This window comes from Methylovorus glucosotrophus, from assembly GCF_009858335.1.
GTDB lineage: Bacteria > Pseudomonadota > Gammaproteobacteria > Burkholderiales > Methylophilaceae > Methylovorus > Methylovorus glucosotrophus.
Genome location: NZ_VMSE01000001.1, coordinates 1,126,206 through 1,138,547 on the forward strand (window position 1 = coordinate 1,126,206; position 12,342 = coordinate 1,138,547).

Annotated in this window: 15 protein-coding genes; 10 read left to right on the forward strand and 5 right to left on the reverse strand. The window is 55.3% G+C overall.

The features are described from left to right. Positions 1-150: 150 nt before the first annotated feature. From FNL37_RS05270 to dapA, 3 genes are read right to left on the reverse strand one after another with little or no spacing between them, the layout of a single operon-like run. Positions 151-924, reverse strand: coding sequence for an MBL fold metallo-hydrolase (locus FNL37_RS05270; protein ID WP_159356160.1), 774 nt, complete (start codon positions 922-924; stop codon positions 151-153). A gap of 51 nt (positions 925-975) precedes the next feature. Then, the gene (gene bamC, locus FNL37_RS05275; protein WP_159355383.1) at positions 976-2,238 is read right to left on the reverse strand and encodes an outer membrane protein assembly factor BamC; all 1,263 of its coding nucleotides are present in this window, start codon (positions 2,236-2,238) and stop codon (positions 976-978) included. A gap of 31 nt (positions 2,239-2,269) precedes the next feature. Then, positions 2,270-3,142: a 4-hydroxy-tetrahydrodipicolinate synthase gene (dapA, locus tag FNL37_RS05280; protein ID WP_015830430.1), complete on the reverse strand. Its 873-nt coding sequence runs from the start codon at positions 3,140-3,142 to the stop codon at positions 2,270-2,272. 204 nt (positions 3,143-3,346) lie between these two features. Between dapA and rsxB the strand changes: the two genes are divergently transcribed. The 9 genes from rsxB to FNL37_RS05325 all read left to right on the forward strand — a co-directional run bounded on the left by rsxB (position 3,347) and on the right by FNL37_RS05325 (position 9,510). Next, on the forward strand, positions 3,347-4,246 hold the full coding sequence (gene rsxB / locus FNL37_RS05285) for an electron transport complex subunit RsxB (RefSeq protein ID WP_211371943.1): 900 nt from the start codon (positions 3,347-3,349) through the stop codon (positions 4,244-4,246). A gap of 41 nt (positions 4,247-4,287) precedes the next feature. Continuing rightward, on the forward strand, positions 4,288-4,920 hold the full coding sequence (gene nth / locus FNL37_RS05290) for an endonuclease III (protein WP_159355384.1): 633 nt from the start codon (positions 4,288-4,290) through the stop codon (positions 4,918-4,920). Then, positions 4,917-5,981, forward strand: coding sequence for an FIST C-terminal domain-containing protein (locus tag FNL37_RS05295; RefSeq protein ID WP_159355385.1), 1,065 nt, complete (start codon positions 4,917-4,919; stop codon positions 5,979-5,981). Before nth ends, FNL37_RS05295 begins: the two co-directional genes overlap by 4 nt. A 2-nt stretch (positions 5,982-5,983) precedes the next feature. After that, positions 5,984-6,424, forward strand: coding sequence for a DUF1841 family protein (locus tag FNL37_RS05300; RefSeq protein ID WP_015830426.1), 441 nt, complete (start codon positions 5,984-5,986; stop codon positions 6,422-6,424). A 120-nt stretch (positions 6,425-6,544) separates the two neighbouring features. Next, positions 6,545-7,108, forward strand: a complete 564-nt coding sequence (locus FNL37_RS05305) for a sigma-70 family RNA polymerase sigma factor (RefSeq protein ID WP_013442572.1) — start codon at positions 6,545-6,547, stop codon at positions 7,106-7,108. A 44-nt stretch (positions 7,109-7,152) separates the two neighbouring features. After that, positions 7,153-7,404, forward strand: a complete 252-nt coding sequence (locus FNL37_RS05310) for a zf-HC2 domain-containing protein (RefSeq protein ID WP_015830425.1) — start codon at positions 7,153-7,155, stop codon at positions 7,402-7,404. 84 nt (positions 7,405-7,488) lie between these two features. Then, positions 7,489-7,821 carry a hypothetical protein gene (locus FNL37_RS05315; protein ID WP_013442570.1) on the forward strand — a complete coding sequence of 111 codons (333 nt, stop codon included), beginning with the start codon at positions 7,489-7,491 and terminating at the stop codon, positions 7,819-7,821. A gap of 1 nt (position 7,822) precedes the next feature. Then, a complete protein-coding gene (locus FNL37_RS05320) occupies positions 7,823-8,725 on the forward strand; it encodes an HvfB family MNIO-type RiPP peptide maturase (protein ID WP_159355386.1) in 903 nt (300 codons plus the stop codon). After that, positions 8,722-9,510 (forward strand): HvfC family RiPP maturation protein, encoded by a 789-nt coding sequence (locus tag FNL37_RS05325; RefSeq protein ID WP_159355387.1) that lies wholly within the window; start codon positions 8,722-8,724, stop codon positions 9,508-9,510. Before FNL37_RS05320 ends, FNL37_RS05325 begins: the two co-directional genes overlap by 4 nt. A gap of 21 nt (positions 9,511-9,531) precedes the next feature. On the opposite strand, the gene FNL37_RS05330 is transcribed toward FNL37_RS05325, so the two are convergent. Then, the gene (locus FNL37_RS05330; protein ID WP_159355388.1) at positions 9,532-9,867 is read right to left on the reverse strand and encodes a hypothetical protein; all 336 of its coding nucleotides are present in this window, start codon (positions 9,865-9,867) and stop codon (positions 9,532-9,534) included. A gap of 20 nt (positions 9,868-9,887) precedes the next feature. After that, positions 9,888-11,546, reverse strand: a complete 1,659-nt coding sequence (gene nadB / locus FNL37_RS05335) for an L-aspartate oxidase (protein WP_013442566.1) — start codon at positions 11,544-11,546, stop codon at positions 9,888-9,890. Positions 11,547-11,715: 169 nt separating this feature from the next. Here nadB and rpoE point away from each other — a divergent pair, with 169 nt between their 5' ends. Then, positions 11,716-12,342: an RNA polymerase sigma factor RpoE gene (gene rpoE, locus FNL37_RS05340; RefSeq protein WP_369750483.1), complete on the forward strand. Its 627-nt coding sequence runs from the start codon at positions 11,716-11,718 to the stop codon at positions 12,340-12,342.

A 12,342-nucleotide genomic window follows, 5' to 3' on the forward strand; every position in this document is an offset into this window, starting at 1 on the left:
TTTTTGTTTGTCTGTACTCCTGCTAATGCATTGATAAATTTACGATAAACAAGAGCTAATTGCAGGCTGTTGCTTGCATTCAGCACAGAATTAGCGTGGTCAAGATCACATCTCTAACCCGTCATGGGTAGATAGTTTTCCTGCTTAAAGCTAGCGAATATCCCGCCAGTCAAACCCCAGTTCCTGATCAGCAATGCTGATCCAATCGCGTTCACAATTGAGTGCCGAAGATAAACAGTCAATGACCAAATCCGGGTGATTGTTCTTTGCACTTAGATGAGCCGCAAGCAAATGTTGCAGATGGCTCAGATCCAGATTGGCAAGAATAGCGGCCGAGGTTGTATTGTCCAGATGGCCCAGCCGCCCACTCACACGCTTTTTCAGTGGCCAGGCGTAAGGCCCGTTCATGAGCATATCCAGATCATGATTGCACTCCAGCACCAGGCCATGACAGCCAGACAGCATGGCTTCGATATGCGGTGTGGAGGTGCCGGTATCGGTTAATACGCCTAGCTTGGTATTGCCATCATCAAAGGTATATTGCACGGGTTCACGTGCGTCATGCGGGACGGGAAAGGGGTTAACACCCAGGTCTTGTATGGTGAATGGTACGTGGCTGTCGATGACATGCAGTTCAAACCCGCGCTGTTTGGGCATCAGTCTTTCGACCATGGTAAATGTGCCATGCGTTAGCCATACCGGGATGCTGAATTTGTTGGCGAGTTTGAAAACGCCGCCAGCATGGTCATCATGCTCATGGGTAACCAAAATGCCATTCAAACTCTCGGGGGATATGCCTGCACGTTGCAGGCGATGAATGGCGTCGCGCAGGCCGAAGCCACAATCCAGTAGCAGGGTGGTATCGCGAGATTGAATCAGCAGTCCGTTGCCGGAGCTGCCGCTTCCTATGGAGCTGAAACGCATCATGATGCCATGGAGCTTAGCGCCCCATGGCCTGGAAGATCAAGTGCAAACTTACTTCAGTTGTTCGAACAGCAGGTTCATGATGCGTTTGGCGCTGGCAGACTTGCTCGGCACACCGTCTTTGTCGGTCACGGAGACTTTGGAGCCCGTGCCGTCATCTTCCACCTTCACGCGGTATTGACGTTCTGCTTCCTGCTTGGCTTTGTCCTTGTCGCTGCCCCAGAATTTCAGCTTGTCGGTAATACCCTTGTCATCGGCGGGCTTGGCGGCAGCATCTTTCTTGGCTTCATCATCCTTGTCATCACCCCAGAATTTCAGGCTGTCGATCAAGCCTTTTTTCTTTTGAGGCGTGTCATCAATGTCCACATCGGAATAGCGCACGTAGAAAATGCCACTGGAGCGGTCGCGGTCTTCTACCACAAAGCCTACGCGGTCCAGTGCCAGGCCGACACGGCGCCAGGCACGGTCAAAGCTGTCATTGACGGCAAGCGAGACGGTGCCATCGCTATTCTGGTTAAGCTTGGCTCTGACTTCGGTATTGGATGTCGTGATAATGGTGCGCGATTTCTTTTCTTCCACGCCCAGTTTCACCATCAGGCGACGCAGCAATTCAGCGTCGATATCTTCTGCATCGGCGCGTGCTTCTTCTTTCTTGCTGCGCTTGTAGCCCATCTCAACCACGCCGGCGCTGGTGACGACGCGTTCTTTGTTATCGTCCGGAGCATCGCTGACTGAGCGGTGGCTCATATAAATTTCAGTGGTGCCAGTTTCGGTACCGTTATCCAGACGGGTACGGAATTTCTGGCGGTTTTGCAGGGTATTCAGCTTGTCGAGCCAGCCCTGGAATTTATCCAGGTAATTGCCCTTGTCATCCTTGGTCAAGGTGCTGGGGTCTACCCATTCGGTTTCCATCACGCCAGTTTGTGGATTCTCCACACGGACGGAAAAGCCGAGGTCTGCCCAGAATTCACGAACAACAGGCCAGATTTTCTCCGGAGGCGCCTGAACAACCAGCCAACGCTGGGCACCCGCGCGCTCCAGACGCACATTGTCAGGGTTGGCTAATACTTTGACCTGTTCCTCACCTTGCTCAGATTGCCCTTGGGTGTAGTTGGAATAGGTGGTAGAGCCAGGAACGGCATAGGTGTCGTTTGACGAAATCGAGGTCAGATCCGGCGGCACTTCAAGCGGGCGTGAACGGCCAGCTGCCTTGTAATCGGATGAAGTGTCGATAAAAGGGATGGAGTCGCAGGCGCTGACAGACAGCGCAAGTAAGGTCGCGAGTACAAGCGGTTTCAAAGTGAATCGATTCATGCGGTTTCTCGTCAACTTTCGAGTCAGTGAGTTAGATAGAGGCGTTGCCCATGGCGGCACGCAGCGTCTCGTGATGCTGCGCGGAAAGAGGGACCAGCGGCAGGCGGATGCCTGGGCCTATCAGTCCCATTTCGCCCAATACCCATTTGACCGGGATGGGGTTGGCTTCGACAAACAGTTTCTGGTGGAGTGCAAACAACTTGGCATTAATGCTGCGTGTGGTAGCCACATCACCCGCGAGGGCGGCCTTGCACATTTGCTGCATCAGGCGCGGTGCCACATTGGCCGTCACCGAGATGACGCCATGCGCGCCCATCAGCATCAAGGCAGCGCCAGTGGCATCGTCGCCGCTGTAAATGGCAAAGCCGGCAGGGGCGCGCAAAATCAGGTCGGTACCGCGTTCCAAGCTGCCAGTGGCATCCTTGATACCTACAATATTCGGCAGTGCTGCCAGCCGCAGGGCGGTTTCATTGCTGATATCGCAACCGGTGCGGCCAGGTACGTTGTACAGGATTTGCGGAATATCGACAGCCTCAGCCACGGCCTTGTAATGCTGATACAAGCCTTCCTGGGTGGGCTTGTTGTAATAGGGAGCCACCAGCAGGCAGGCGTCAGCGCCCAATTCCTTGGCCTTGCTTGTCAGGTAAATGGCCTCGCTGGTCGAGTTGGCACCTGTACCAGCGATCACGGGGATACGACCTGCCACTTGCTCAATGGCAGTTTTGATCAGCAGGCAATGTTCATCAAAATCCACGGTAGGTGATTCGCCAGTGGTACCGACAATCACGATACCGTCGGTGCCTTCCTGCACATGAAAGTCGATTAGGGAACGTAATGCCTGAATATCAAGACCACCATCCTCATGCATGGGGGTGGCGATGGCAACAAGACTGCCTTGCAGCATGATCAACCTGACAATATGAATTAAATCAAAACATTTTAACTTAAAGTAGCCTCTGTAGAACACGCTTTTTGCATATGCTTACATCATATTTGAGCATATGGCGGCTATGGTTGGGCATATGGCTGGCGTGAGCAGGCCCGATATTAGCCATGGTCTGTTACCGCTTAATTAAAGGGCTCAAGCCTGTATAATCCGTTTCATATCATGTCTGTATCCAAGCCTATTTCCCCCCCGATCTTGCAGCGCCTGCGTCGACTAGTCGTGGGCAAGTCCATTCCAGCCAGTGCCAATGCACTGCCTGCGCAGGGTGAAACCAGTCCGCTGGTGGCAAGCATTGATGCCATTTTACCCCAGACGCAATGCACGCAATGTGGCTATCAGGGTTGCAAGCCCTATGCTGAAGCGATTGCGCGGGGCGAGGCCAATATCAATCAATGTCCGCCAGGCGGCGATGCGGGGATACGCGCACTCGCCAGTTTATTGCAGCGACCTTACATTCCGCTGAATCCCCAGCATGGCGTACAAAAACCCAAACAGGTTGCCTTCATCGATGAGCAAACCTGTATCGGCTGCACGCTATGCATACAGGCGTGTCCGGTGGATGCGATATTGGGCGCATCCAAACAGATGCATACCGTGATCGCGGACGAATGCACCGGCTGCGAGCTTTGCATTGCGCCTTGTCCGGTGGATTGCATCACTATGCAGCCACCGCCTGTCACGCAAAGCCCACGCTGGCGTTATCCTGAATTTACCCTGCATGCGCCTGCCGGGCCGCTGGATGTGCATGCAGCCAATAACGCGCGCGAGCGCCATGCGTTCCGTGTGCAGCGGCAAGCGCGTGAACAGGAGGAGCGGGCACGCAAACTGGCGCAGCGGCGCGCTGCCAGTGCCGCGAATAGCACCACGCAAGATCCGGTCGCTGAACAGGCAGCATTGGCGAAAAAAGCCGCCATTGCCGCGGCCATGGCCCGGGTTCAGGCACAAAAAGCCGCCTCGGCACCCCGCAATACCGAGGTGCTTAGCCCTACCGTGGCGGCCGAGATTGCGGCCATTGAGGCAAGACGTGCGCAGATGAAAAAGACCGATGACAGTGCAGATTGAATTTTTAAAACTGCGTCAGCAAACACCATGAGCGCAACCCCATGAATGCAGAAAAAAGACACGAGATATTCAGGCGCTTGAGTGAGGCCATACCAGAGCCTAAAACCGAGCTGACGCATACATCCACATTTGAATTGCTGATTGCGGTGATTCTGTCGGCCCAGGCCACCGACAAGGGTGTCAACATTGCCACGGCAAAGCTGTTTCCGGTGGCCAATACACCACAGGCGATTGTCGATCTTGGGCTGGAAGGGTTGGAAAGCTATATCAAGACCATAGGCCTCTACCGCAGCAAAGCCAAAAATGTGCTCGCCACCTGCCGCATGCTGGTCGAGCAATACAACAGCGAAGTGCCGCGCACGCGTGAGGCGCTGGAAAGTCTGCCCGGAGTCGGCCGAAAGACGGCCAATGTGATCCTCAATACGGCATTTGGTGAGGCCACCATTGCCGTTGATACGCATATTTTCCGGCTGGGCAATCGCATAGGGCTGGCCCCCGGCAAGACCCCGCTGGATGTGGAAAAGAAGTTAATGAAGACCGTCCCCAGGGAATACATGCAGGATGCTCATCACTTGCTGATCCTGCACGGGCGCTATGTGTGTGTGGCACGCAAGCCAAAATGTGCAGCTTGCGTGATCTACGATCAATGTGAATACAAGGAAAAAACCGCTTGAATGAAGTCGCGACGGGTCTGGCAGTCGGCAATACGGCACGTCCCGAACTGGCTGCCGAAGCCGTGCAGCAGGCCATGCAAAAACTCGGAAATCGCGTTCCGAATAGCGTTTTGCTGTTTTTGACGGAAGAATTCGCCGCCGATCCGCAGCCAGCCATCCGGGCCGCCGCTGCGGCGGCCAGTTGCCTGCAGGTCATGGGATGCTCGGCCCCCGGCATTTTTACCGAGCAGGATTGGGTGCTGGATACGCCCGCTGCGGCGGCCATGGTATTCAGTGGTGATGTGACCATGCTGCCCAAACCGGAGGGCCCGGAACTGCGGATGGCACTCACCGCTCCCAACGCGCTCAATACGGTCTGGTTGCAATCACCCGCTTTGCGTTTTGGCGGGGTCTCCGGCGACGCCACGGGCCAAGGCCCTTTCTCCGTATGGCAGCACGCCAAGGGCACGCCGGTCGGGCATTGCGAAGCTGCGTTTCGCGGCGTCAATCCTGCGGTGCTGGTGTCGCATGGGTTGCGTATATTGACCTCCATCCAGACCATCGATGCCGCCAGCGACTACGATCTCCTGCAGTTAAATGCGCAAGCCGCATTGCCGATGTTTCACCTGTCCTTTCCGGATACGGCTCCTTCATCTCACTTGCTGATGGCCATGGTGGCGGATAGTGAAGCCCAGTTGTTGGCGGGCGATTTTCAGCTGGCGGGTATCGTCTCGGAAAATGCGGCGCAGCAATCGTTGACGCTGACCAAGCCATTGCGCGCAGGGCAAGTGGTGTGCTGGGGCGTGCGTGCCGCCGATGCCGCCGAAGCCGAGCTGCAAGGCCTTATCGCCAATCAGCTTGCCGCCTGGGGGCGCCAGCCAGCGTTTGGATTGTTTTTCAGCTGCCTCGGACGCGGGCCCTATCTGTATAACGGCATGGATAGAGACCTGGATGCATTGCGGCTGCGTTGCCCTGGCATGCCCTTGATTGGTTTTTATGGCAATGGCGAAATTGCCCCGCATGGACAGGGCAGTGAACTGCTCGAATATTCGGCCGTACTCGGCCTGTTTGCCAAGGATTAGTCATGGCCTTATTCAACCCCTCCCGCGATGAAGTCCGGCGTTTCTTTTTTGATAGCTGGGCCAAATATCGCCAGCAGGCAGCATTGACGCCGTTGGAGGCATTGGCGCTGCAAGTGATGCAGTTGCATCCGGAATACCATGCGGTGCTCGATGCGCCCGAGCGCTATCTGGAGCAGGCGTATTTTCCCGAAATGGGCGAAACCAATCCCTTTTTGCACATGAGTTTGCATTTATCGGTGCTGGAGCAGCTCTCCATCGACCAGCCGCCCGGCATACGCCTGGCCTATGAGACGCTCAGGCAACGTCACGGCAATGAAATGGATGCGCAGCATGATCTGATGGACTGTCTGGCAGAAACCATCTGGCGGGCGCAACGCGATCAGCAGCCGCCGGACGGCATGGCCTATATCGCCTGTTTCCAGGCCAAGGCCAGGGCAGACTGACTAAGTATTGTCCAAGCCAAGGCTTACTTGATGCGAGGTATCAAGGCAGGCTTGCGATGGCCGGATTTGCCAGCCACTGCTGGCATGGTGCAAACCCTGCATTTCGTGATTGAATAGCGCATGAAAAAAACAGACCCCCATGCCTGGCTTGCCGAACACGGTGATTATCTTTACCGCTTCGCCCTGGCGCGCTTGCGCGATACCCATCAGGCGGAAGATGTGGTGCAAGAAACCTTGCTGGCCGCCATGCAGAGCGCCAGCTATGCCGGGCAATCGGCTCCCCGCACCTGGCTGGTGGGCATACTCAAGCACAAGATTATTGATCTGATTCGCAAGCAAATGCGCGAGCAACCAGTGGAAGGGTTGGGAGAGGATTTGCCCGATGAGCCAGGCATGGATGAGTTTTTTGACGAGGACAACCGTCACTGGAACGACAAACCCCAGAGTTTTGGCATGCCGGAAAACAGCCTGGAGCAAAAGCAGTTCTTGACGATTTTGCAGGACTGCATGGATCGCTTACCCAAAAAACTGGCGGCACTTTTCATGCTGCGCGAAGTGCAGGAAGAAGAAAACGAAATAATTTGTAAGGAACTGGATATTAGCTCGACCAATGCTTGGGTGATGTTGTATCGCGCCCGAATGGGATTACGCAAATGTCTTGAACTGCACTGGTTGGGGCGCTAGAAAATGAGCGCTTGTTACCTGAATAGAGGAAAGGGAGGAGCGGTATGCTGAGTTGCAAACAAGCCAGCAGGCTGTTGTCCCAGTCGCTGGACAGGCGTCTGACGTGGCGTGAACGGACTGCGCTGCGTCTGCATTTGACGATATGCGATGTGTGCAGGCGGTTTGGGCGGCAATTGTTACTGCTGCGTGAAGCTGCCAAACGCATGGTCAGGCTGACCGAGCAGAATGAGACCCTGCAGTTATCCCAGGAGGCGAAGGCGCGTATTGCCAGTGCTCTTGATCTTGAGCGTCAGTGATTTAATGCTGGATTGATGCGCAGGACATGGGGCTGATGCTATTCACTAGTTGAGCTATCCACTTAAATTTTAGGAGAAATAAAAATGAACACTTCCAAGAAAACCCTGAGCCTGATGGTCGGTACTGCATTCGTTGCTTCCATGGCGGCCGCCAATGTCCACGCTGCTGAAAATCCGTTTGCCATGAAGACCCTGTCTTCCGGCTACATGGTGGCAGAGGCCGACAAGATGAAAGACGGCAAGTGTGGCACGGGCAAGTGCAGTGCTGAAATGAAAGCCAAGATGGCCAAGGAAGGCTCATGCAGCGCCGATAAAAAAGCCGAGGGTTCCTGCAGCGCTGACAAGAAAGCCAAAGAAGGTTCTTGCAGCGGTGACATGAAGTCCAAGGAAGGTTCCTGCCACGCCGACAAGAAGTAATATGGAACAGGCGCAATCGCATCATCCCATCAAGGGGGCGGGTCTGGGCCTTAAGCGTGAGCTGTTGCCGCAGATTCAGGCAGCTTACGGCACCAGCCTGACCGCTCACCTTGATTTTGTTGAGATTGCGCCTGAAAACTGGATAGGCGCCGGTGGCAAATATGCCAAGCAATTGGCCTGGTTCACCGAGCGCTATCCCATCGTTTGTCATGGATTGTGCCTGTCGCTGGGCGGGCCGGATCCACTGAATGAAGATTTTCTGCATCAGGTAAAACAGTTTCTCGATCAGCACCAGATTCCGCTTTATACCGAGCATTTAAGCTATTGTACCGATGGTGGCTATTTGTATGATCTGCTGCCTATCCCCTTTACCGAAGAGGCCGTGCACCATGTGGCTGCGCGTATCCGCCGCACGCAGGATATTCTGGAGCGGCGCATTGCGGTAGAAAATGCCTCGTTTTATGTGGCTTCGCCCATCGCCGAAATGGATGAGGCCAGCTTCATCCGTGCCGTGTTGCAGGAGGCGGATTGCGATTTGCACCTCGATCTAAACAATATCTACGTCAACAGTGTCAACTTTGGTTTCGATCCGCATGCGTTTCTGCGTGAAATGCCGGGCGAACGTATCGTCTATGCGCATATCGCCGGGCATGATCACGAGGCTGAAGACCTGATTATCGATACCCATGGACAGGATGTGATTGATCCTGTCTGGCAGTTGCTGCGCGAGGCTTATGCGATGTTTGGTGTTTTCCCCACCTTGCTGGAGCGCGATACCAATATTCCGCCGCTAGCGGAGGCCATGCGCGAGGTGAATAAAATTGCCGATTTGCAAATGGCGCAGCAAGCTATTGCCAGACAGCAACCAGCGGATGCCGTCAGCCGCAAACGGGTGTCCGCATGAGCGGGGCTGATACTGATTTGCCCTTGTTTCAGCAATATCAGCTGGCATTCACCGCGCATATTCGCCATCCGCGTCAGCATGCCCGCCCGGCAGGAGTGCAGGCCAAGCGCATGCGCGTCTATAACGAAATCGTATTCAATAACCTGCAGTCTGCCGTTGGCGCCTGTTATCCGGTTTTGCAGCGAGTGTTGGGCAAGCGTGCCTGGCAGGCGCTGCTGCGCCGGTTTTTTGCCGAGCATCAGGCGAGCAGCCCTTTTTTTCGGGATATTCCCCAGGCCTTTCTGGAATTTTTACCGCAGGTAGCAACATTGCCGCCTTACGCCGTCAGTCTCGCGCATTATGAATGGGTAGAACTGGCGATTGCTTCGGCGCCAGCAGAAGCGCCAGAGCTGGCTGAGGAGGGCGATTTGTTGCTGGGCGTGCCCGTTCTGGCGCCGGCGTTGGCGCTGCTGGCCTATGATTATCCAGTGCAGCAGATTTCAGTCCGTTACAAGCCGCGTCAGGCCTTGCCTGAGCCTGTGCATCTGCTGGTGTTTCGCAACCAGCTGGATGAGGTGAAATTTGTCGAGATGAATGCCATGACGGCGCGCCTGCTGGCGCTATTGCAAGCGGGTGAGCTGACGGGCAGCGCCGCCTTGCAACAATTGGGCATGGAGATGGGGCATGCGGATCCTGATTCCCTGATGCGCTTTGGCGGGGCACTGCTGGAAGAGTTGCGCCAGCAGGATATCGTCTGGGGCATTGCGGTTAGCGACGATGCTGGTATCAGGCCCGACGCATCCTGACCTGATATAAAGGAAAGTGGATCAGCCTGGCAGATCTGTCACGCTGTAGATGGTCCAGTGCTGATTGCCCGCCCGAGTGATGGAGCATCCCAGGCTTGCACTGGGGTGTTCGACATCAAGCACATGTTTGGTATGGTCGGCCGTCTGCTTGTCCAGATACCAGCGGTCTACCCATACCACTTTGCCGGATTGCGGCTGCGTATTGGTCAGCGTGATCAGTTTTCCATCATTTATCGCACAGTCTGCATCCTCCACTTCGATCAATTGCACGGCAGCAGTCGAGCTGTTGTCTGCCTGCGAATACAGTGGGGCGAGGAAGGCCGCGATCAGCGCGGCAGATAGCCAGATGTGTTTCATAAGCAAACTTTCGTCTGAATCTAATGTGTTGCCTTGGTGCGGCGCGCCGGTTTTTTCAAACTCGTCACCTCGTGATGTCCATGATGGCGATCCAGCAGGCTGTAGTAATTGGATGGGGTCAGCACGGTAGGAATCGCATCCGGCAGCATGTCCGGGTAATCCTTGCTGTAGTGCAGGCCGCGGCTCTCATGCCGTTCCATGGCGCTATTCACGATCAGCTCCGCCACCTGCAGCAGGTTGCGCAGCTCAATGAGATTATTGCTGATGCGGAAATTGCTATAAAACTCGTGCACCTCATCGCGCAGCAAGTGTATGCGGTGCAGGGCGCGCGTCAGGCGCTTATTGGTGCGAACGATACCCACGTAATTCCACATGGTGCGGCGTAGCTCGCTCCAGTTGTGGGTGATGATGATTTCTTCATCGGCATCGGTCACGCGGCTTTCATCCCAGTAGGGCAGCTTGACCGGACGATTATTGGGTTTTGCCAGAATATCCTGAGCAGCGGCCTGACCGAACACCAGGCATTCCAGCAGCGAATTGCTGGCCAGGCGGTTGGCGCCATGCAGGCCGGTGCAGGCGGTCTCGCCGATGGCGTACAGCCGCGGAATATCGGTGCGGCCAATGTGGTCGGTCATGACACCGCCACAGCTATAGTGGGCGGCCGGTACCACAGGGATAGGCTCGCGCGTGATGTCGATGCCCAGCTCCATGCAGCGGCGATAAATGGTGGGGAAATGCGAAAGTACAAAATCGGCTGGCTGGTGCGAGATATCCAGATACACGCAATCAATGCCGCGCTTTTTCATTTCAAAGTCAATCGCACGTGCGACCACATCGCGTGGCGCCAACTCGCCACGCGGGTCATGTTCCAGCATGAAACGGGTGCCATCGGGCAACAGCAGGCGACCACCTTCGCCGCGCACCGCTTCCGTGATCAAAAATGACTTGGCCTGCGGATGGTACAAGCAGGTGGGGTGGAACTGGATGAACTCCATGTTGGCCACGCGGCATCCTGCGCGCCAGGCCATGGCAATGCCATCGCCGGTGGCGACATCCGGATTGGTGGTGTAGAGGTAAACCTTGCCCGCGCCGCCCGTGGCGAGCACGGTATTCTGTGCGGCAATGGTGAGTACCTTGCCGCTCTGGTTATCCAGCACATAGGCGCCCAGGCACTCCGCACCTTCAATTTTTACCTTGCGTGCCGTGATCAGGTCCACGGCAATATGGTCTTCCAGCAGGGTGATGTTGGGGTGATTGCGGACTTTCTCGGCCAGCGTTTTTTGCACGGCATGCCCGGTCGCATCGGCGGCATGAATGATGCGACGATGACTATGACCGCCTTCACGCGTCAGGTGAAAGCCGCTATCGTCGTCTTCACGGGTAAACGGCACGCCCTCGTCAATCAGCCATTGCACGGTTTCGCGGCCATGCTCGGCCACCAGGCGGGTGACCTCGGCATCACAGAGTCCGGCGCCGGCAATCAGGGTGTCCTGAATGTGAGCTTCAATGGAATCGTCGTCGGTGAGCACCGCAGCAATGCCGCCTTGTGCCCAGTTACTGGAGCTATCATTGATGCTGCGCTTGCTGACCAGACATACTTTTTTGTCTGCTGCCACTTTCAAGGCCAGGGTGAGACCCGCCAGCCCGCTACCAATGATCAATACATCAAATTGCTGCATATATATCCGTCAGGTGAAACTTTAATCAGTGTAGCGCTGTCTTCAACACTAAGCTAGTCGACACCAAGCTGGGAGAAACACAATGATTAATGCAAAAAATATGGGAGAATTTTCGCGCCTCGGTTTCGTAGACACTACGATGCAAGGGTATACTCCGAAAATTAACAATATGCAGACAGGGAGCGCTGGCCCCATGGTGGGCAACCGGGAGATAGATCAGGAATTGGTTGAGCGTGCTCAGCGCGGCGACAAGCGCGCCTTTGGCATGCTGGTGGACAAATACCAGCGCAAGCTGGGACGTTTATTGTCCAGACTGATTCGTGACCAGGCCGAGGTTGAGGACGTGGTACAAGAGTCCTTCATCAAGGCCTATCGTGCCTTGCCTAACTTCCGGGGTGAAAGTGCGTTCTACACTTGGTTGTATCGTATTGGCATCAACACCGCCAAGAATTATCTGGTGGCCATGGGCCGTCGTCCACAGGTATCCAACGACATCGAAATCGAAGATGCAGAAAACTTCGAGGACGGTAACGAGTTGCGTACCATGGACACGCCTGAAACAGAGTTAATGACCAAGGAAATCGCCCGTACCGTCAACGATACCGTTGCGGCACTTCCTGATGAATTACGGACGGCGATTACCCTGCGCGAAATCGAAGGTTTGAGCTACGAGGAAATCGCGACCCTGATGAACTGCCCGATTGGTACGGTGCGTTCACGTATTTTCAGGGCTCGTGAAACCATTGCGCAGAAACTGCGCCCGCTGCTGGATACGCCTCAGGACAAGCGCTGGTAA

Bases quoted from the DNA above. Each gene is read 5' to 3' on its own strand.
- FNL37_RS05300 (WP_015830426.1), top strand. From the start codon at position 5,984: ATGGCCTTATTCAACCCCTCCCGCGATGAAGTCCGGCGTTTCTTTTTT.
- FNL37_RS05330 (WP_159355388.1), bottom strand. From the start codon at position 9,867: ATGAAACACATCTGGCTATCTGCCGCGCTGATCGCGGCCTTCCTCGCC.
- FNL37_RS05315 (WP_013442570.1), top strand. From the start codon at position 7,489: ATGAACACTTCCAAGAAAACCCTGAGCCTGATGGTCGGTACTGCATTC.
- rsxB (WP_211371943.1), top strand. From the start codon at position 3,347: ATGTCTGTATCCAAGCCTATTTCCCCCCCGATCTTGCAGCGCCTGCGT.
- nadB (WP_013442566.1), bottom strand. From the start codon at position 11,546: ATGCAGCAATTTGATGTATTGATCATTGGTAGCGGGCTGGCGGGTCTC.
- rpoE (WP_369750483.1), top strand. From the start codon at position 11,716: ATGCAGACAGGGAGCGCTGGCCCCATGGTGGGCAACCGGGAGATAGAT.
- FNL37_RS05325 (WP_159355387.1), top strand. From the start codon at position 8,722: ATGAGCGGGGCTGATACTGATTTGCCCTTGTTTCAGCAATATCAGCTG.
- nth (WP_159355384.1), top strand. From the start codon at position 4,288: ATGAATGCAGAAAAAAGACACGAGATATTCAGGCGCTTGAGTGAGGCC.
- FNL37_RS05310 (WP_015830425.1), top strand. From the start codon at position 7,153: ATGCTGAGTTGCAAACAAGCCAGCAGGCTGTTGTCCCAGTCGCTGGAC.
- dapA (WP_015830430.1), bottom strand. From the start codon at position 3,142: ATGCTGCAAGGCAGTCTTGTTGCCATCGCCACCCCCATGCATGAGGAT.
- bamC (WP_159355383.1), bottom strand. From the start codon at position 2,238: ATGAATCGATTCACTTTGAAACCGCTTGTACTCGCGACCTTACTTGCG.
- FNL37_RS05305 (WP_013442572.1), top strand. From the start codon at position 6,545: ATGAAAAAAACAGACCCCCATGCCTGGCTTGCCGAACACGGTGATTAT.
- FNL37_RS05320 (WP_159355386.1), top strand. From the start codon at position 7,823: ATGGAACAGGCGCAATCGCATCATCCCATCAAGGGGGCGGGTCTGGGC.
- FNL37_RS05270 (WP_159356160.1), bottom strand. From the start codon at position 924: ATGCGTTTCAGCTCCATAGGAAGCGGCAGCTCCGGCAACGGACTGCTG.